9 protein-coding genes are annotated in these 21150 nt (G+C 74.7%); 7 read left to right on the forward strand and 2 right to left on the reverse strand.

The window, feature by feature from the left end; translation table 11 throughout:
* Positions 1-6 precede the first annotated feature (6 nt).
* The 7 genes from ABT048_RS33455 to ABT048_RS33485 all read left to right on the forward strand — a co-directional run bounded on the left by ABT048_RS33455 (position 7) and on the right by ABT048_RS33485 (position 18215).
* Entirely contained in the window at positions 7-12855 is a 12849-nt protein-coding gene (locus ABT048_RS33455) for a non-ribosomal peptide synthetase (protein ID WP_350525363.1), read from the forward strand.
* Positions 12852-13088 carry an MbtH family protein gene (locus tag ABT048_RS33460; RefSeq protein WP_350525339.1) on the forward strand — a complete coding sequence of 79 codons (237 nt, stop codon included), beginning with the start codon at positions 12852-12854 and terminating at the stop codon, positions 13086-13088. Before ABT048_RS33455 ends, ABT048_RS33460 begins: the two co-directional genes overlap by 4 nt.
* Positions 13085-14119, forward strand: a complete 1035-nt coding sequence (gene hppD / locus ABT048_RS33465) for a 4-hydroxyphenylpyruvate dioxygenase (protein ID WP_350525340.1) — start codon at positions 13085-13087, stop codon at positions 14117-14119. The genes ABT048_RS33460 and hppD overlap by 4 nt, the downstream gene beginning before the upstream one ends.
* Positions 14119-15231 carry an alpha-hydroxy acid oxidase gene (locus tag ABT048_RS33470; RefSeq protein ID WP_350525341.1) on the forward strand — a complete coding sequence of 371 codons (1113 nt, stop codon included), beginning with the start codon at positions 14119-14121 and terminating at the stop codon, positions 15229-15231. Before hppD ends, ABT048_RS33470 begins: the two co-directional genes overlap by 1 nt.
* Positions 15224-16594, forward strand: coding sequence for an aminotransferase-like domain-containing protein (locus ABT048_RS33475; RefSeq protein ID WP_502894103.1), 1371 nt, complete (start codon positions 15224-15226; stop codon positions 16592-16594). Before ABT048_RS33470 ends, ABT048_RS33475 begins: the two co-directional genes overlap by 8 nt.
* A 125-nt stretch (positions 16595-16719) precedes the next feature.
* The gene (locus ABT048_RS33480) at positions 16720-17562 is read left to right on the forward strand and encodes an ATP-binding cassette domain-containing protein (RefSeq protein ID WP_350525342.1); all 843 of its coding nucleotides are present in this window, start codon (positions 16720-16722) and stop codon (positions 17560-17562) included.
* Positions 17559-18215 (forward strand): hypothetical protein, encoded by a 657-nt coding sequence (locus ABT048_RS33485; RefSeq protein ID WP_350525343.1) that lies wholly within the window; start codon positions 17559-17561, stop codon positions 18213-18215. The genes ABT048_RS33480 and ABT048_RS33485 overlap by 4 nt, the downstream gene beginning before the upstream one ends.
* A gap of 52 nt (positions 18216-18267) precedes the next feature.
* On the opposite strand, the gene ABT048_RS33490 is transcribed toward ABT048_RS33485, so the two are convergent.
* A complete protein-coding gene (locus tag ABT048_RS33490; RefSeq protein WP_350525344.1) occupies positions 18268-19635 on the reverse strand; it encodes an MFS transporter in 1368 nt (455 codons plus the stop codon).
* A 547-nt stretch (positions 19636-20182) separates the two neighbouring features.
* Complete coding sequence (locus tag ABT048_RS33495; protein WP_350525345.1) at positions 20183-21040, reverse strand: class I SAM-dependent methyltransferase; 858 nt, start codon at positions 21038-21040, stop codon at positions 20183-20185.
* Positions 21041-21150 lie beyond the last annotated feature (110 nt).

The following is a 21150-nucleotide window of genomic DNA, read 5'->3' on the forward strand; positions in this document are numbered from 1 at the left end:
CGAGGAATCCCGATGGCGAATGCCAGGCCCGCCCACCCGCACCCGCTCAGCCCCGCGTACGTCATCTACACCTCCGGCTCGACCGGAGTGCCCAAGGGCACGGTGATCCCGGGCGAGAACCTCGTCAACCTGCTGACGGACTTCCGGCAGCGGCTCGCCTTCGGCCCTGACGACCGTCTGCTCGCCGTCACCACGTTCGGCTTCGACATCGCCAACCTGGAACTGCTGCTGCCGCTGCTGTCCGGCGGCGAGCTGGTCCTCGCGGCACAGGACGACGCCCACGACCCGCAGGCGCTCAAGCAGCTCGTCGCCGACGCCGGGGTGACGGCCGTCCAGGCCACGCCCACCCTGTGGCGCAGCATGCTGGACCACGGGCCGGACGGCCTGACGGGGCTGAAGGTGCTCGTCGGCGGCGAGGCGCTGCCCGAGGGCCTGGCCCGGGAGCTGGGCGAGGCGGCGGCCGAGGTCACCAACGTCTACGGCCCCACCGAAACCACGATCTGGTCGACGGCCGCCGCCGTCGAACCCGGGCTGCCCGGGCGTCCCCCCATCGGCCGCCCGCTCGCGAACACCCGCACGTACGTGCTCGACCCCGCGCTGCGCCCCGCGCCCACCGGCGCCACCGGCGAGCTGTACATCGCGGGCGCCGGCGTGGCCCGCGGGTACCTCCACCGCCCCGGCACGACCGCCGAACGCTTCGTGGCGGACCCCTTCGGCCCGCCCGGCTCCCGGATGTACCGCACCGGGGACCTGGCCCGCTGGCGCGACGACGGCAGCCTGGAGTACCTCGGCCGGACCGACGGCCAGGTCAAGGTCCGGGGCTACCGGATCGAACTCGGCGAGGTCGAACACGCGCTGACCGACCACCCCGAGGTCTCCCAGGCCGCCGTCGTCGTCCGCGACACCGGCTCCGGCGGGCCGGTCCTGGCCGCCTACGCCGTGCCCGTACCCGGCGGTGCGCCGGACCCGGCCGCCCTGCGGGACCACCTCGCCCGCCGGCTGCCCGGCCACATGGTCCCCACCGTCCTGACCGTGCTCGACGCGCTGCCCCTGACCCCCAACGGCAAGCTGGACCGCAAGGCGCTGCCCGCCCCCGACCTCGGCACGGCCGGGGCCGGGCGCAGGCCCCGCACGCCGCAGGAGGAGATCCTCTGCGAGCTGTTCGCCGAGGTCCTGGACGTGGCCCGGGTCGGCCTGGACGACGACTTCTTCCAGCACGGCGGCCACTCCCTGCTCGCCACCCGCCTGGTGAACGCCATGCGTTCGCGGCTGCGCGTGGAGATCCCGGTGCGCACCCTCTTCGAGGCGCCCACCGTCGCCGCCCTCGCGGCCCGGATCGCCGGCTCCGCCGACGCGCGCAGGCCCCTCGCCCCCGCCGAACGGCCGGCCCGGATCCCGCTGTCCTTCGGGCAGCGCAGGCTCTGGTTCATCAACCGGCTGGCGGACGACGGCTCCGCCTACCACATGCAGAGCGTCCTGCGGCTGCGCGGCGGGCTGGACCGCACCGCGCTGGCGGAGGCCGTCGCCGACGTCGCCGCCCGCCACGAGGCCCTGCGCACCGTCTTCCCCGAGGTCGACGGCGAGCCCCACCAGCTCGTCCTGGACCCTGAGCAGGCCCGCCCCGTCCTGACCGTGACGGAGAGCAGCGAGGCGGACCTCCCCGGACAGCTGCGCGCCGCCGCGGCCGCCCCCTTCGACCTCACCCGTGAACCGCCCCTGCGCGCCCACCTGTTCGCGCTGTCGCCGACCGAGCACGTCCTGCTGGTCGTCCAGCACCACATCGCCGCCGACGGCTGGTCCCTGACGGTGCTCGCCCGCGACCTCGGCACGGCCTACCGGGCTAGGAGCCTCGGACAGCAGCCCGGCTGGCGCCCGCTCCCGGTCCAGTACGCGGACTACACGCTGTGGCAGCGCGAGGTCCTCGGCGCGGACGACGACCCGGCGAGCGTCCTCGCGACGCAGACCGGCTACTGGCGGGAGGCGCTGCGCGCCCTGCCCGAGCAGACCGTCCTGCCGACGGACCGGCCGCGCCCCGCCGAGGCCGACTTCCGGGGCGAGACGGTCGGCCTCGCCCTGGACGGCGAGCTCCACCGGCAGCTGCTCGACCTCGCCCACCGGCACAACGCCAGCCTCTTCATGGTGCTCCAGGCCGCGCTGGCCGCGCTGTGCACCCGGCTCGGCGCGGGCACCGACATCCCGATCGGCTCGCCCATCTCGGGGCGGACGGACGCCGCTGTCGAGGACCTGATCGGCTTCTTCGTCAACACCCTGGTGCTGCGCACCCGCACCTCGGGCGACCCGCGCTTCACCGAGCTGTTGACCGCCGTCCGGGACGACGCCCTGGCCGCCTACGCCCACCAGGACCTGCCCTTCGAACGCCTGGTCGAGGTCCTCAAGCCGGAGCGGTCGCTCTCCCAGCACCCGCTCTTCCAGGTCTTCCTCGCGCTGCAGAACACCCCCGACGCCGACATCCGCTTCGACGGCCTGGACGTGACCCTGGCCGAGGAGCCGCTGCCGTCGGCCAAGTTCGACCTGGCGTTCAACCTCGCCGAGCGCTTCCGCGAGGGCCGGGTGCCCGACGGCGTCCACGGCACCGTCGAGTACCGCACGGACCTCTTCGACCGCGCCACCGTGGAGGGCGTCGTCGAGCGGCTGACCCGCTTCCTGCGGGCCGTCGCGGCCGACCCGCGCCGGCGGATCGGGGCCGTGGAGATCCTCGGCGAGGACGAACGCCGCCGACTGCTCACCGGCTCCCCCGCGCCGGCCCGCTCCACCGGGGACCTGCTGCACGTGCGGTTCTCCCGCACGGCCGCGGCGCGCCCCGACCACGTCGCCCTGCGCGCCGGGGACCGGGAGCTCACCTACCGGGAGGTGGACCGACGGGCCGACGCCCTGGCCCACGCCCTGATCGCCCGGGGTGTTGGACCGGAGAGCCCCGTCGCCGTCCTCCTGGAGCGCTCCCCGGAACTGATCGTGGCGATGCTCGCCGTGTGGAAGGCCGGCGGGGTCTGCGTCCCGCTGCACGAGGCCTACCCGGCGGAACGACTCGAATGGGTCATGACGGACACCGCGGCGTCCGTGCTGCTGACGGACCGGGCCATGCTCGCCCGGGAGTTCCGCCACGAGGCGCAGGTCGTCGTGGTGGAGGCGGACCGGGTGCCGGAGGAGTCCGCCGGGGCGGCCCCCGACCTGCCCGTCCACCCCGACCGGCTCGCCACCATCATGTACACCTCCGGCTCCACCGGACTGCCCAAGGGCGTCGCCGTCGCACACCGCGACGTGGTGGCCCTCGTGGACGACCCGTGCTGGGCCACCGGCAACCACGAGCGCGTGCTCATGCACGCCCCCTACGCCTTCGACATCAGCCACTACGAGCTGTGGGTGCCGCTGCTGGCCGGCAACGAGGTGGTGCTCGCCCCGCCCGGACCGCTCGACACCGCCGCCCTCGCCCGGCTGATCGAGACCGAGAAGATCACCGCCGTGCACTTCACCGCCGGGCTCCTGCGGGTCGTGGCCGAGGACGCGCCCGAATGCCTCGCCACCATCCGCGAGGTGCTCACCGGCGGCGACGTCGTCTCGCCGGTGGCCGTCCAGCGCGTCCTCGACCACGCGCCCGGGGCGGTCGTGCGCCAGCTCTACGGGCCCACCGAGATGACGCTGTGCGCCACCCACCACGAGGTGCGGTCGCCCTTCACGGCCGACGTCCGGGTGCCGCTCGGGCGTCCGCTGGCCGGCACCCGGGTCTACGTGCTGGACGAGTGGCTGCGGCCCGTCCCTCCGGGGGTGACCGGAGAGGTCTGGCTGGCCGGGGCCGGCCTCGCCCGCGGCTACCTCAACCGGCCCGGCCTCACCGCCGAGCGGTTCGTCGCCGACCCCTGGGGCGAGCCCGGCAGCCGGATGTACCGCACCGGCGATCTCGCACGCTGGAACGGCAGTTGGCAGCTGGAGTTCATGGGCCGCGGCGACGACCAGGTCAAGATCCGCGGCTTCCGGGTGGAGCCGGGGGAGGTCGCCGCGACGCTGGCGGACCACCCCGAGGTCTCCGAGGCCGAGGTGGTGGCACGCACCGACCACCGCGGCGAACGGCAGCTGGTGGCCTACGTCGTCGCGGGCGGCCTGCGGTCCGCCGAGCGCGAGGCCGGAGCCGTCCGGCACGTCGCCGAGTGGCGGCAGATCTACGACGGCATGTACGACGGCGCCCGGTCCGCCGCCTTCGGCTCGGACTTCTCCGGCTGGGAGAGCAGCTACGACGGCGAGCCCATCCCGCTGGACGAGATGAGCGAGTGGCGCCGGTCCACCGTCGAGCGGATCCGCGCGCTGCGCCCGCGCCACGTGCTGGAAGTCGGGGTGGGCAGCGGCCTGATCCTGTCCCAGCTGTACGCCGAGTGCGAGTCGTACTGGGCGACCGACTTCTCCGAGCAGGCGATCCGCACCCTGCGCGCCCACCTGGGATCCCACCCCTCCGTGCGGCTGAGCACCCAGGCCGCCGACGACCTCACCGGGCTGCCCACCGGGCACTTCGACACGATCGTCCTCAACTCGGTCGTGCAGTACTTCCCCGACGCCGACTACCTGCGGCGGACACTGATCGCACTCACCACCCTGCTGGCCCCCGGCGGTTCGCTGTTCGTCGGCGACGTGCGCAACCTGGACCTGCTCCACACCTTCCACGCCGCCGTCGAGCTGGCGCGCGCCGACGACGGGGAGGACGCGGCGGCGCTGCTGCGCCGGGCCCGGCGCCGGGCGGAGCGGGAGAAGGAGCTCCTGGTGGCGCCCGCCTTCTTCCACCGGTTCGCCCGGACCGCCGACGGCCTCGCCGGCGCCGACGTCCGCGTCAAGCGCGGCCGCGCCCACAACGAACTGACCCGCTACCGCTACGACGTCGTGCTGCACGGCACCGCGGACACGCCGGCGCCGCCGCTCGCGGCGACCACCCTGCGCTGGGGCCGGGACGTCACCGACCTGGCGGCGCTGCGGGACCGGCTTTCGCAGGAGCGCCCGGCGGGCCTCCGGGTGACCGGGGTGCCGGACGGCCGTACCGGGCAGGAGGCGGCGGCCGCTGCGGCCCTGTACGCCGACGAGCCCCTCGACCGGGTGCGAGCCCGGTCGGCGGAGGCGACCGGGGTCGACCCGGCCCTGCTGTACGACCTGGGCGAGGGGCTCGGCTACCGCACGGCCGTCACCTGGGCGCCGTCCGGCCCCGGCGACCTGCTCGACGTGCTCTTCGTCGACGCCGCCCGGCCCGCCGGCCCGCTCGCGGCCGCCGACCGGAGCGAGCCCGCCGCCGAGGACGACGAGGACGAGGCGGCCTGCCACACCAACGCGCCGCTCCGGTTCCAGCAGGCCGGGCGGCTCGCCAAGGAGCTCCGCTCCCACCTCGGCGAGCGGCTGCCGGCGTACATGGTCCCGGCGGCGTTCATGGTGCTGGACCGCCTTCCGGTCACCCCGAACGGCAAGCTCGACCGCGCGGCCCTCCCGGAGCCCGATCCGCAGGAGCAGGCCGGTTCGGGCGCCCCGCGAACCGCGCGCGAGGAGACGCTCTGCGCGCTGTTCGCCGACGTGCTCGGACTGCCCCGGGCGGGCATCGAGGACGACTTCTTCCAGCTGGGCGGGCACTCCCTGCTGGCCATCCGCCTGGTCAACGCGATCCGCTCCGCGTTCGGTGCCGAACTGGACGTGCGGACGGTGTTCGAGGCCCCCACCGTCGCGGCCCTCGCGGAGCGGCTCGACCGGGCGGCCCCGGCGCTGACCCCGCTGGTCCCGATGGACCGGCCCGACCCGCTGCCGGTGTCGTTCGCCCAGCGCAGGCTGTGGTTCCTGAACCGGTTGGAGGAACACGGCGGCGCCTACAACATCCCCGTCGCCCTGCGACTGTCCGGCCCGGTGCACGAGGCCGAACTGCGGCGGGCCCTGCACGACCTGGTGGAACGGCACGAGTCGCTGCGCACGGTCTTCGCCGAAGCGGACGGCGAGCCGGTCCAGCGGATCCTGGCCGCGGACCGGGCCCGTCCCGGCCTCGCCGTGGTCGACACCGACGCCGCCTCGCTCGACCAGGCGCTCCTGGCCGAGGCCGGCCGCGGCCACGACCTCGGCACCGAGCTGCCGCTGCGGGCGACGCTCTTCCGGCTGTCGCCGACCGAACACGTGCTGCTCGTGGTGCTGCACCACATCGCGGGCGACGGCTGGTCGATGGACCCGCTGGCCCACGACCTCGGCACGGCCTACGCGGCACGGCTGGCCGGCCGGGCCCCGGAGTTCCCGCCCCTGCCCGTCCAGTACGCCGACTACGCGCTGTGGCAGCGCGCGGTGCTCGGCGACGAGCAGGACCCGGACAGCCGGATCAGCGGCCAACTCGCCTACTGGCGGAGCAGGCTGGCCGACCTGCCGGAGGGCCTGGAACTGCCGACCGACCGGCCCCGTCCGCCCGAGTTCAGCTACCGGGGGGCGGAGGTGCCCTTCCGGCTGCCGGCCGAGCTGCACGCGGACCTCCTCGCGCTGGCCCGGGAGCACGGCGCCACCCTCTTCATGGTCCTGCACGCCGCCCTCGCGGCGCTGCTGACCAGGCTGGGCGCCGGCACGGACCTCCCGATCGGCACCCCGGTCGCCGGACGCGCCGACGCCGCGCTGGAGCGGCTCGTCGGATTCTTCGTCAACACCCTGGTCCTGCGCACCGACACCAGCGGCAACCCGGCCTTCGGTGACCTGCTCCGGCAAGTGGCCGAGGCCGACCTGGAGGCCTACGCGCACCAGGACGTCCCGTTCGAACGGCTGGTGGAAGTGCTGGCGCCGCCGCGGTCGCTGGCGCGGCACCCGCTGTTCCAGGTGATGCTCGCCCTGCAGCCCGAGGGCGCCGAGGCGGTGGCCCTGCCCGGGCTGCGGGTCACCGGGCAGCCGATCCCGCAGCGGACGGCCAAGTTCGACCTCGACGTCCAGCTGCGCGAGACCCGCTCGGCGGACGGCGAGCCGTCCGGTGTCGAGGGCACCCTGGGCTACTGCGCGGACCTGTTCGACGAGGCCGGCGCCGCCGCCCTGGCCGAGCGCCTGATCCGGTTCCTGCGGGCGGTGGCCGGGGACCCGGCCCTGCCGATCGGGGACGTCGACATCCTGACCCCGCAGGAGCGCCCCCGGCCCACCGACGCCCGGTCGGCCCGGTCGGCGCCGGTCGAGCCGGTGCCCCTCCGGTTCGAGGCGCAGGCCCGGCGCACGCCGCTGGCGCCCGCGGTCAGCTGCGCGGGCAGCACGCTGTCCTACGCCGAACTCGACGCCGAGTCCAACCGGTTGGCCCGACACCTGATCGCCGTCGGCGCCGGTCCGGAGCAGGTGGTCGCCGTGGCGCTGCCGCGTTCGGAGCGGATGCTGGTCGCGGTGCTCGCGGTGCTGAAGTCCGGTGCGGCGTACCTCCCGGTGGACCGTGGCCAGCCGGCCGAGCGGATCGCCTTCGTCTGCGCCGACGCCCGGCCGGTCCTGGTGATCACCGAGGGGGAGACGCCGGCGGGGATCCCCGACGCGTCCGCACTGCCCCCGGTCCGGCTGGACGACCCCGGGGTCCGGGCCGCCCTGGCCGCCACCCCCGCCGACGCCCTCTCCCCCGAGGAGCGGGGCGCGGCGCTCACGGCGGACTCCCCCGCGTACGTCATCCACACCTCCGGCTCCACCGGGCGGCCCAAGGGTGTCGTGGTCCCCCACGGCAGCATGGCCCGGCTGCTGGAGTGGGCGGCGGACCGGTTCGGTGCCGACGGCCTGGCGAACGTCCTGGCCGCCACCTCGCTCTCCTTCGACGTCTCGGTGTTCGAGCTGTTCGCGCCGCTGCTGACCGGCGGTCACGTCGAGGTCGTGCGCGACCTGCTGGAACTCGCCGAGCGGCCCTGGTCGGGCACCCTGGTCAGCGGCGTGCCGTCGGTGTTCGCCGCCCTGCTCGCCGGGGGCGAGGCCACCTTCTCCGCCGGGACCGTGGTGATGGCCGGCGAGGCATTGCCCGAACACCTCGTCCGGGAGGTGCGCCGCCTGCTGCCCGGCACGCGGCTGGCCAACATCTACGGCCCGACCGAGGCGACCGTCTACGCGACCGCCTGGTTCTCGGACGACGAGGGCGCCGACGCGGCGACGGGCGCTCCGCCCATCGGGCGGCCCCTGCCGCACGTGCGCGCCCACGTCCTCGACGAGCGGCTGCAACCGGTCGCCACCGGCGTCCGCGGCGAGCTGTACCTGGCGGGCGAGGGCCTGGCCCGCGGCTACCTCCGCCGCCCCGCGCTGACCGCCGAGCGGTTCGTCGCCGACCCCTTCGGCGGGCCGGGCGCCCGGATGTACCGGACCGGTGACCTGGTGCGCCGCCGCCCGGACGGCAGCCTGGACTACCTCGGCCGCACGGACGACCAGGTCAAGGTGCGCGGCTTCCGGATCGAACTCGGCGAGATCGAGAACGTCCTGACCCGCCACCCGGCGGTGGCGGCAGCTGCGGTCACCGCCGTGGCCGACCCGGGCGGCGGCCGCCGCCTGGTGGCCCACGTGGCCCTGCGCCCGGACGGCGGCGCGACCTCCGCGTCGATCGCCGCGCACGCCGCCGCGGCGCTGCCGGAGTACATGGTGCCCGTCGCGTTCGTCCTGCTGGACGCACTGCCCGTGAACGCCAACGGCAAGCTCGACCGCGCCGCCCTCCCGGCCCCGGACCTCGGTGCCCGCACCACGGGCGGCCGGGCGCGCGACCCCCGCGAGGAGCTGATGGGCGACCTGTTCGCCCGGGTGCTCGCGGTGCCCTCGGTCGGCCCCGACGACGGCTTCTTCCGGCTCGGCGGACACAGCCTGCTGGCCACCCGGCTCGTCAACGCCGTCCGCTCCGCGTTCGGGGTCGAACTGCCGCTGCGCGCGGTCTTCGAGACGCCGACGCCGGCCGGCCTGGCGTCCCGGCTGGACGCGGCGGACACCGCCCGCCCGGCCCTCGTCCCCGCCGAACGCCCCGCGGTGGTCCCGCTGTCGTACGCCCAGCAGCGGCTGTGGTTCCTCGACCGCCTCGACGGCGACTCGGGGGCGTACAACATCCCGCTGGCCCTACGGCTGTCCGGAGAGCTCGACCCGGCGGCCCTGGGTGCCGCGCTGCGGGACGTGGTGGAACGGCACGAGGCCCTGCGGACGGTCTTCCCGGACCAGAACGGCGTCCCCCGGCAACGGGTCCTCGGGGCCGGCGACGGCCCGCCCGACCCCGTCCCGGTGGCGGTCACCCCCGCGGAGCTGTCCGCCGCGCTGTCCGCCGCGAGCCGCACCGGCTTCGACCTGGCCACGGAACCGCCGCTGCGCACCGTGCTGTTCCGGATCTCGCCGACCGAGCACGTCCTGCTCCTGGTCCTGCACCACATCGCCGGCGACGGTTCCTCGTACGCCCCGCTCGCCCGGGACCTCACCGCCGCCTACCGGGCCCGCTCGGCGGGCCGGCCCCCGACGTGGGAACCGCTGCCCGTCCAGTACGCGGACTACACGCTCTGGCAGCGGCGGCTGCTCGGCACGGAGGACGACCCGGACAGCTCCATCGCCCGCCAGCTCGCCCACTGGCGGCAGGCCCTGGCGGACCTGCCGGAGGAGCTGACGCTGCCCGTCGACCGCCCGCGTCCCGCCGTGCCCGGCCACCGGGGCGGCCTGGTACCGCTCGACGTGGACGCGCAGCTGCACCGGAAGCTGACCGAGCTGTCCCGGCGCGAGGGCGTCACCACCTTCATGGTCTTCCAGGCCGCGCTCGCCACGCTGCTCACCCGGCTGGGCGCCGGGACGGACATCCCGATCGGCAGCCCGCTGGCGGGCCGCGTCGACCAGGCGCTCGACCAGCTGGTGGGCTTCTTCGCCAACACCGTCGTGCTGCGCACCGACACCTCCGGCGATCCGGACTTCGTCACGCTGCTCCACCGGGTCCGCACCACCGCGCTCGCCGCCTACGCCCACCAGGACGTGCCGTTCGAGCGACTGGTCGAGGTGCTGAGCCCGACCCGCTCGGTGTCCCGGCACCCGCTGTTCCAGGTCCTGCTGGTGCTGCAGAACACCGAGGCCCCCCGGTTCGACCTGGACGGCCTGACCGTCACCCATCCGGAGGTCGACCCCGGGACGGCCCGGTTCGACCTCGACGTCTCGCTCGGTGAGACGCACACGCCGGACGGCCTGGCAGCGGGCGTCCGGGGCGCCGTCCGGTACAACGCGGACCTGTTCGACGAGGCCACCGTGGCAGCGCTGGCCGACCGCCTGGTCGCCCTGCTGGCCGCCGTGGCGGACGACCCGCGGGCGCCGATCGGATCCCTGGACGTGCTGCTGCCCCACGAGCACCGTGACATCGAGCAGTGGTCCGCCGCCCCGGAACCGCCCGTGCCCGCCCGGACGATGCCGGAGCTGTTCCACCAGCAGGTGGCGCGCACCCCGGACGCCACGGCGCTGCGCTCCGGCGACGACACGCTCACGTACGCCGAGCTGAACCGCCGGGCCAACCGGCTGGCGCACCACCTCCGTTCGCTGGGCGTGGGCCCGGAGAGCACCGTGGCGCTGCTGCTGCCCCGCTCCCCCGCGCAGGTGACCTCGGTGCTGGCCGTGCTGAAGGCCGGCGGTGCCTTCCTGCCGGTGGACCCGGACTACCCGGCCCAGCGGATCCGGCACATGCTGGCGGACGCCCGGCCGTCCCTGGTGCTCACCCTGGGCTCCATGGCCGGCCGGCTGCCGGAACCCGCAGCCGCGGTGGTCCTCGACGACCCGCTCACCGGGCGGACGATCGACGCGGCACCGGACACCGACCCGGGCGACCGGGACCGCACCGCCCCGCTGCTGACCGCCCATCCCGCGTACGTCATCCACACCTCGGGCTCCACCGGGCGCCCGAACGGGGTGGTGGTGACCCACGAGGGCATCGCCAACCTGGCCGCGCGTCAGATCGAGCGGTTCCGGGTCGCCCCCGGGGACCGGGTGCTGCAGTTCGCCTCGCCGAGCTTCGATGCCGCCTTCTCCGAACTGTGCACGGCACTGCTGTCCGGTGCCGAACTGGTGCTGGCCACCAAGGAGGAACTGACACCGGGCCGCCCGCTGGTCCGGTCGATCGCCCGGCACCGCATCACCCACGTGACCCTGCCGCCCGTGGTGCTGTCCGTCCTGCCCCCCGACGGGCTGGCGACCGTCCGCACCCTGGCCGTCGCCGGGGACGCGATGCCCGCCGACGCGGTGCGCCGGTGGGGCTCCGGGCGGCACCTGATCAACGCGTACGGGCCGACCGAGGCGACCGTCTGCGCCACCATGAGCGAGCCGCTGACCGGCGCGGACCGCCCGTCGATCGGGCGTCCCATCGGCGGCACGGCCGTCCGGGTCCTCGACGACGGGCTGCGGCCCGTGCCGCCCGGAACGGCCGGTGAGCTGTACGTGACCGGTCCCAATCTGGCCCGGGGCTACGTCGGCCGCCCCGGGCTGACCGCGCAGCGCTTCCTGCCCGATCCGTTCGGCCCACCGGGCTCGCGCATGTACCGCACCGGTGACCTCGTCCGCTGGGACACCGAGGGCCGGCTGCACTTCCTCGGCCGCGCCGACCACCAGCTCTCGGTACGGGGGTTCCGGGTGGAACCGGGCGAGATCGAGGCCGCGCTGCTCGACCACCCGGCCGTCACCCAGGCCGTGGTCACCCTCCGCGAGGACGACCGGGGCGAACCACGGCTGATCGCCTACGCCGTCCCCCACGACGGCGACGCACCGGATCCGGCCGCGCTGCGCGCGCACGCCGCCGACCTGCTCCCCGGCCACATGGTCCCCGCCGCGGTGATCGTCCTGGAGGCACTGCCGGTCACCCCGAACGGGAAACTGGACCGGGCCGCCCTGCCGGAGCCGGCCTTCTTCGGAGAGCCGGACCGCGCGGCGCGCAGCCCGCGCGAAGCCGTCCTGCGCGAACTGTTCGCGGAGGTGCTCGGCGCTCCCGACCTCGGGGTCCACGACAGCTTCTTCGACGTCGGCGGCCACTCCATGCTGGCGGCCCGGCTGATCGACCGGGTCCACACCGTCATGGGCCTCGACCTCGGGCTGCGGCTGCTGTTCGAAGCGCCGTCGGTCGCGGAGCTGGCCGCCGCCCTGGACGGTGCGCAGGCGCGGACCCGACGCGGCGGCGACTGGGACGTCCTGCTGCCGCTGCGGCCCGGCGGCGACGGGGCACCGGTGTTCTGCGTCCACCCGGCCGCCGGCCTCGGCTGGTCGTTCGCCGGACTCGCCCGCCACCTGGACGCCCGGCACCCGCTGTACGCCCTGCAGTCCCCGGGCCTGGTCGGCGGGCCCGAGAGCCTCCCGCCGACGGTGGCCGACACGGCGGCCGCGTACGTCGCCGAGATCCGGCGGGTCGCCCCGCACGGCCCGTACCACCTGCTCGGCTGGTCGGCGGGCGGGCTGATCGCCCACGAGATGGCCGTGCAGCTCCAGGCGGCCGGTGAAGAGGTGGGCCTGCTCGCGGTGCTGGACGGCTATCCGTTGGGGGACCTCGCCCCGGTCGCCGCGCCGTCGCCCGAGGAGGTCGCCGAGGCCGTGCACCGGGAGACCGCCGGTCTGCAGCTCGACCACCGGGTGCGGGACAACCTGGCGTCCGTGTACCTGGGCGTGGCCCGGGCCGCCCGGGAGTTCACCCCCGGCGTCTTCCGCGGCGAACTGCTGCACTTCGCCGCCGCTCACCGCCCGGACCGGCACCGGCTCGCCGCGGACCTCTGGCAGCCGCACGTCGGGGGCCCGCTGCGACGGCACGAAGTCGCCTGCGGACACGAGGAGATGACCGCACCGCAGGCTCTCGACACGATCGGCCCGGCCCTCGCGGCCCGGCTCGGGGAACTCCCCGCATCCGCACGACACACGGAGGGAAACGACTCATGACCAATCCGTTCGAGGACGACAGCGCCACCTACCTCGTTCTGCGCAACACCGAGGGCCAGTACTCGCTGTGGCCCTCCTTCGCCGAGGTGCCGGCTGGCTGGGAGACCGTCCGCGGTCCGGCCGACCGCCAGGCCTGCCTGGACCATGTGGCGGAGCACTGGACCGACATGCGCCCCGTCAGCCTGATCGCGGCCATGGACCGCGCCGCCACGAATGGGAGCGCCACGCCGTGAACAGCCACCGGAGCCGGAACCACTTCGACGACCTGACCGTCGACCACGTCAGGCTCTGCGTCGTCGACCTCGACGCCCGGACCGCCGAGTTCGTCCGCGGCTTCGGGCTGACACCCGCGGACGCCGCGGACCTGCCGGGTGAGGACCGCACCGCCGTCCTCACCCGGGGGGAGATCCGCCTGGTGCTGAGCAGTCCCCTGAACGACGAGCACCCGGACGCCGACTACACCAGGCGCCACGGCGACGGCGTCTCGGACATCGCGCTGGGCACCGCCGACGCCGCGAGCGCCTTCGCCGAGGCGGTCCGGCGAGGCGCGCGTCCGCTCGCCGAGCCGGTCCGCCGGGGCGGGGTCGTCACCGCGTCCGTGGCCGGATTCGGCGACGTGGCCCACACCTTCGTCCAGCGGGCCGCGGCCCGCCCGTCCGTCGACGCGGCGGCGACCGACACCGGGCTGCGGCACGTGGACCACTTCGCCGTGTGCGTGGAGGCCGGCGCGCTCGACGCGACCGTGGAGTTCTACCAGCGGGTCCTGGACTTCCGGATGATCTTCGAGGAGCGGGTCCTCGTCGGTTCGCAGGCCATGAACTCCAAGGTGGTGCAGAGCCGTTCGGGCCTGGTCACGCTGACCGTCATCGAGCCGGACACCACCCGCGACCCGGGGCAGATCGACGGGTTCCTCAAGAACCACGGCGGCGCCGGCGTCCAGCACGTCGCCTTCACCACCGACGACATCGTGCGCTCCGTCACGACGATGCGGTCCGCCGGCGTCGCGTTCCTCGACACCCCCGACGCGTACTACGGCCGGCTCCCCGAGCGGCTGGCACTGTCCCGCCACTCGCCCGAACAGCTCGGCGAGCTGCGCATCCTGGCCGACGAGGACCACGCCGGACAGCTGTACCAGATCTTCACCCAGTCCACCCACCCGCAGCGGACGCTGTTCTTCGAGGTGATCGAACGCGCGGGAGCCACCACCTTCGGCAGCGGCAACATCCGCGCGCTGTACGAGGCCGTGGCGGCGGAGGAGGAGTGATGACCGGCACGGAACATCCGGCCCTCGCGGCGCCGCCCGGCCTGGCCGACCTGAGGCGCGCGGCGCACGCCGCCACGGCGCCCGAGGTGTGGGACTTCGTCGAGGGGGGCAGCGGGTGGGAGACGACGCTGTCCGCGAACCGGGCCGCCTTCGACGGGGTCTCACTCGTGCCCCGGGTGATGACCGCGGCGGGCTCCGCCGACTGCGGCGGGCGGCTGCTGGGCTCCGACGTCGCCGCGCCGCTGCTCGTCGCCCCCATGGCCTACCAGCGCCTGCTGCATCCGGACGGCGAACTCGCCGCGGCCCGGGCCGCCCGCGAAGCGGGGGTGCCCTTCGTCCTCAGCACCCTCAGCAGCCACTCCGTCGAAGCGGTGGTCGAGACCGGCGCGGACGTGTGGTTCCAGCTGTACTGGCTGCGCGAGCGCCAGGCGCGGGAGGAACTCGTGGCCGGGGCCGAACGGCTCGGCTGCCGGGCCCTGGTGGTGACCGTGGACGTCCCGGTCATGGGCCGGCGCTGGCGGGACGTGACGAACGGATTCACGCTGCCCCCGCACGTCCGGGCCGCGCTGCTCGGTCCCGGACTCGACGACCTGGCGCACCGCCCGGCGTCGGGGGTGTCCGCGGTGGCCGCCCACACCCGGTCGCTCTTCCGTGTCCCGAGCCTGTCGGAGCTGGAGGAGCTGCGCCGGCGCACGGAACTCCCCCTCGTGGTCAAGGGGATCCTGGACCCGCAGGACGCCCGACGGGCCGTGGAGTGCGGCGCCGACGCCGTGGTGGTGTCCAACCACGGCGGGCGCCAGCTCGACGGCGCCGTCCCCGCCGTCGCCCAGCTGCCCGCAGTGGTCGAGGCGGTCGGCGGGCAGTGCGACGTCCTGCTGGACAGCGGGGTGCGCACCGGCACGGACGTCCTGCGCGCCCTGGCCCTCGGCGCGGCCGGCGTGCTCCTGGGACGGCCCGTCCTGTGGGGCCTCGCCGCCGACGGCGAGAAGGGGGTCGCCCGGGTGCTGTCCGTCGTCCGCGACGAGCTGCGCGAGAGCATGCTCATCGCCGGCTGCGCCGACCTGGCCGCCGCCGCCCGGCTCCGCACCCGCCGCTGGGGGCAGGGTGACTGACCAGCACCGCGCGGCCCCGGCCGGCGCGGACCCGAGCCCCGCCGGCCCGGACAGCCTCGTCCCGGACCGCTTCGACCTGCAACTCCCCGACCTGCACGCCTCGTTGGAGGACCCGGCACTCGCCTCCATGACCTTCCTCAACGAGGTCACCTCGCGCTACCCGGACGCCCTCTCCTTCGCCCCGGGCCGGCCGACCGAGGAGCACTTCGACGTCCGGTCGGTGCACCGCCGGCTGGAGAGGTTCTGCGACCACCTGTCGACGGACCTCGGCTACGGCCCCGCCGAGGTGAACCGCACCCTGTGCCAGTACGGCCGGACCAGCGGCATCGTGCACGACCTCATCGCCCGTCACCTGGAGGTGGACGAGGGGATGCGGGTCGATCCGGAGTCGATCGTCGTCACCGTCGGCTGCCAGGAGGCCATGTTCCTGGCCCTGCGCAGTCTGCGCAGGGACGAGCGCGACGTCGTCCTGGCCGTGTCACCGACCTACGTCGGGCTGACCGGCGCGGCCCGGCTGGTCGACCTGCCGGTGGTGCCGGTGGCGAGCGGCACCACCGGCATCGACCTGGCGGACCTGGCCGCGAAGCTGCGCCTGCTCCGCGAGCGCGGCCTGCGCCCCCGCGGCTGCTACGTCGTACCGGACTTCGCGAACCCCTCCGGGCTGCGCCTGGACCTCGCGACCCGCCACGACCTGCTCGACCTGGCCGCCCGGGAGGGGATCCTCCTGCTGGAGGACAACCCGTACGGGATGTTCCACGACGGTTCGGGGCGGCTTCCGACCCTGAAGGCACTCGACACCCGCCGGACGGTGGTGTACTTCGGTTCGTTCGCGAAGACCGTTCTCCCCGGCGCCCGGGTGGGCTACCTGGTCGCCGATCAGCGGGTCCGGGACGCCCAGGGGCGGATCGGCGGATTCGCCGAGCAGCTCTCCCGGATCAAGAGCATGGTCACCGTGAACACCTCACCCGTCTCGCAGGCCGTCGTCGGGGGCGCCCTGCTGGAGAACGATTTCAGCCTGGCCCGCGGGACCTCCCGCGAACGGGAGACCTACCAGCGCAATATGGCGCACATTCTGCGCGGCCTGGAATCACGGTTCCGGCGGTGCCCGGACGTTTCCTGGAACACTCCGCACGGCGGTTTCTTCGTCGTCGTCACCGTACCGTTCACCGTCGACGACGAATTGCTCGAACGATCCGGCCGGGCGTTCGGAGTGCTCTGGACCCCGATGTCGCATTTCTACGACGGTGAAGAGGGGAGGAACCAGCTCCGGCTGTCCTGCAGTTCGCTCTCCGGCGAACAGCTGGAAGAAGGCCTGAACAGGCTTGCGACCCTTTTCGCCGACCGGGGTGTCGGTCCGTGTTGACAGGGACGCCGACCCGGTGCCTGACTGTAGTAGCGTGAGTACGAATAGGACAGTCGGGAGTCGAGTTGTTACGTTGTGAAGGCGTCGGCAAGCGGTACGGCACGGGGCGGTGGATCCTCAGCGATGTGGACATGAAGGTCTCCGCCGGCGACGTCGTCGCGGTGGTGGGCACCAACGGTTCCGGGAAGTCGACCCTGCTGAGAATCCTCGCCGGACTGTCACGGCCCACCTCCGGCACGGTGTCGGGCCGACCGGCGGCCATCGGGTACGTACCGGACCGCTTCACGGCGCACGAGCGCATGTCGTCGGTCTCCTACCTCACCCACATGGGACGCATCCGGGGCATGTCGACCTCCGCCGCCCGCGCCCGCGGCGGCGACCTGCTGACGCGGCTCGCCCTCGTGGGCGGCCCGGACGCGCCGCTGCGCACACTCTCCAAGGGCAACGCGCAGAAGGTCGCGCTGGCCCAGGCCCTGCTCGTCCGGCCCGACCTGCTGGTCCTCGACGAGCCGTGGTCGGGCCTGGACGCCTCGGCGCACGGCGTCCTGGGCGAGTTCATCGACGACGTGGCCGCCGACGGCGGGGCGGTGGTCTTCACCGACCACCGCGAGGCCATCACCGAGACGCACGCCCGCAGCGCCTACGCCATCACCGACGGCCGGGTCACCCGGCGGGGCGGCCATCGGGCCGGGGCCCCCGCCCCGATGGCCGAACTGGTCCTGACCGTGCCCGCCGACGGCGCCGTACCGGCCGAGGTGGACTGGTACGCCCTGCCGGGTGTGGCGGACGCCGCCCGGCGCGGCCGGCACGTCGTCCTGCGGGTGGCCCGGGAGCACTCGGACACCGTCCTGCTGACGGCACTGCAGCACCGCTGGTCGGTGGACGCCGTGGCCGGGGTCGGGAGTGCTTCCGGGAACGCCGCCGGGGCCGACGCCCCGCGGACCGACGCAGGGAGTGCCGCCCGGTGATCGCCCTGGTCCGCTACCTGTTCACGATCCTGCTGCTCTCCCAGCGCTACCTCGCCCCGCTGCTCCTGTTCGTCGGCCTGGCCGCCGTGCTGACCAGCAGCGACAGCGGGCCGCTCCCCGCCACCTACTCCGCAGTGGCCGGAGCCATGCTGCTGAGCTCCGCCTGGCTCACCATGGCGCTGCTCGGCCTGGAGGACCCGCCGCACCGCGCGATCGTGGTCGTCGGCGCGGGCAGCCACCTGCGGGTCCTGCTCGGCTCGGTCGCGACCACCGCCTCGTGGTGCCTGCTGCTGACCGGGGCCGGCCTCGTCCTGCCGCTGGTGTTCGGGACCCACACCCTGCACCCCGCCGACCTCGTGCTCGGGACGGAGGCCCAACTCGTCTGCGCCTTCACCGGCATGGCCGTCGGACTGCTCTGCTCGCGCCTGGTGTTCCGGCGGCAGGGCTACGCGCTCGTCGCAGCCCTGGTGCTGCTGCTCGCCTCCCTGCTCGGCAAGGGCGTGTCCCCGGTCAACCTCCTGCTGACCGACCTCCAGCACGCGTCGAAGTCGGCGGACGTCCTGGGTTCCACGGGCGTCCTGGTCGGCGCCGCCGCGGCGCTGCTCGCGGCGGGAGCGGCGGCCACCCACGCGATCACCGTCAGGAAGAGCTGAGAGCCGGGCCCGTCGCCGCCGGTGCGCCCCGCACCGGCGGCGACGGGCTCCCTCAGTCCGCGGCCCGCGCCGCCACCACCGTGCCCGCGGCGCCCTCCGCACCCGGGATCGCCCGCACCGAACGCAGCTCGGAACGGAACAGCACGACCGCCGCGGCCACCGACGCCAACCCGGTCAGCACCAGCGCCCACCCGGTGCCGGCCTCCGGGCCCACGGCGCCGCCCAGGACATCGGCGGCCACCCCGCCCAGCAGGGCGCCCAGCGGCATCGCGCAGAAGTTGACGGTCCGGGACGTCGCGTGCACCCTGCCCAGCAGGTCCGGCCTGGTCACCGACTGCCGCAGGGTGGTGATCGTGGCGTTCCACACCGGCACCCACACCGAAGCCGAGGCCCCGACCACCACCAGCGTCGGCACCGCCGGCAGCCACAGGGCCAGCGGGGCCGCCGCCCACACCGCGCCGGAGGCACAGGCGGCGACGAGGGTGGTCCCGAGACCGAACCGGGCCAGCAGCCGGTCCGCCATCCACGCGCCCCCCACCCCGCCGAGGCCCACGAGAGTGAAGAGCACCCCGACCGTCCCGGGCGGGAGCCCGAGCGTGCGGTAGGCGAAGAGCAGCGACACCGTGGAGGCGGCCGCGTTCCCCAGGTTCCTCACCACGGCGGCCACCGTCGCGGGACGCAGCAGCGGGTGCCGCCACAGCGCCACGACGCCCTCCCGCATCTCGGCGAACATCGAGGCCCCCGGCTGCCGGGGCGGCGCCGGCGGCTCCGGCGTCCGAAGGCTCATCAGCGTCACCACCGGTACGACGAACGTGGCGGCGATCACCGCCAGCGCCGTCGTGCCGGAGAGGAACTGGCCCAGCAGGCCGCCCAGGGCCGGCGCGCCGAGCATCGCGAGCGAGGTGGACACCTCCAGCCTGGCGTTCGCCCGCGGCAGCATGTCCCGTGGCAGCAGGGTCGGCAGGTGCGACTGGTTGGCGACGTCGTACAGGACGCCGAACGAACCGGCGACGAGGGCCGCCGCACACAGCTGCGCCATGCCCAGCGCCCCGGCGGCGGCGGCCAGGGGAATCGCGGCGAGCGCCAGCATCGTCCCCACGGTCGCCAGCATCATGGCCGGCCTGCGCCGCCGACGGTCCATCACGACACCGGCGAAGAGAGCCAGGACCGGGTAGGGAGCGGTGCCCGCCGCGTTCAGCAGGCCGACGCCCAGGTCGGACGCGTGGAACAGGACGATGGCGGTGGTGGGAAAGAGGAAGATCGCCACCTGGTGGCCCATGACGCTCGCGGTCTGGCCCAGCCAGTACCAGCGGAAATCGCGCCGGGCCGCCCGGTTCGTCGGCCCGGCGGTGCGCTCCCGCTCGACGGCCGCCGCACGTTCCGCGTGGGCCTCGCTTTCCGCCCTCCGTGCCCCGGTCATTTTCCTCCCCCGTCCCGGTCGGCTCCCACCGACACGTCCGGGCAATTGAAACACGCGCATTCCGGGGCGTCGACCGGGTCACGTGAATGCGGATAAACAAGTGGACCACCTCGGAGGATGAGGGTCCGATTCCTGTCCCGGGCACCGGATCAGGATCTCGGCCCGGTCCCGGAACCCGTTGTGACAATTTCCGACCGACCGGACGGGAGAACGTGCAGGTCCGGCGAAATCGCTTGACGCCCGATCGGCGCTGGGGTAAATGCTCGCGCATCACACGAACCGTCTGACAGGTGGTCCACCACCTCCGGGGCAGGGGCTTCGAACCCCGGATCGGACCGGCAACCACGAAAAGCGGGGACAGGCCCGACATGTCGCCCCGGGCGGTTTCCCGCGCCACCTCCGCGCAATATCGAGAATTTCGACCGGTTTTCGCCGGCAGCGTCGAGCGCGCGAATTTCACGGCCCGCCCGGCCTCGGCCCGTCGTGGTGGCTACGGCCCGTCGTGGTGGCCTCGGCCCGGCGAAGTGGCTACGGCTGGTCGTCGTGGCTACGGCTGGTCGGGCCGCCCGGCGAAATCCAGGACGGTGACGGAGGGGCGGCGGGCGGACAGGCCCGGGGTGGTCAGGGCGAGCGGCAGCAGGGCGCCGACGAGCCCGCGTCCGCCGGTCGGCCGGACGTCCCGCACCGCCGACACCGCCGGACCGGCGGTGCGGAGCTTGTCCCGCTCGCCCGCGTCCATCGCCCACGGCATCGGCGGCGGCCCGTAGCCGTGGGACCGCATCCTCCCGTTCATGGTGAGCCGGCCGAACCAGCGCGGTACGGCGTCCAGCACGAGTGAGCCGCCCGGGAACCGCTCGGCGCAGCCCGCGATCAGGGACTTCACCCGGGCCGGCGGGAGGTACATCAGCAGGCCCTGGGCGGTGATCAGGACCTCACGGCTGCGGTCGACCTCGTCGGCCCACCCCAGTTCGGTGGCCTCGGCGGCCAGGTAGCGCTGGCGCGGGCCGGGCGGCAGCAGCTTCTCCCGCAGCGCCACCAGGTCGGGCAGGTCCACGCTCAGCCAGCGCGCCCGTCCGTTGTCGACCCGCCAGTACTGGGTCTCCAGGCCGTCCCCCAGGCAGACCACGGTGCCGCGCGGCTCCCGTGCCAGGAAGTCGGCCACCTCGCGGTCGAAGCAGGCCGCGCGCAGGGCCTGGAGCTGGGCCTGGGTGCCGTTGGTGCCGAACCGCTCCGCGAACGGGTAGTCGATCCGGTCGACCAGGTCGACGGCCTCGGGGTCGTGGAGCACGGTGTCCGGCCGGCGCGCCTCCAGCGCCCGGTGCCACAGCGTCCACAGCGCCGTCTCCGGCACCGCCTCCAACTCGGGCCGCTCCACCGGCTCGGGCCGGTCCGCGCCGACAGTCATCGCTCGCTCCTTCGACGTGCTCCGCGCGTGCTCCGCGCGAGTCCCCCACGGGCTCCGTGGACTCCGTGACTTCGTGGGCCCCCGTGGGCTCCGCGCTCGGGCAGGCTTGA

Origin of the sequence: Kitasatospora sp. NPDC096140, from assembly GCF_040303045.1 — a bacterium.
Classification (GTDB): domain Bacteria; phylum Actinomycetota; class Actinomycetes; order Streptomycetales; family Streptomycetaceae; genus Kitasatospora.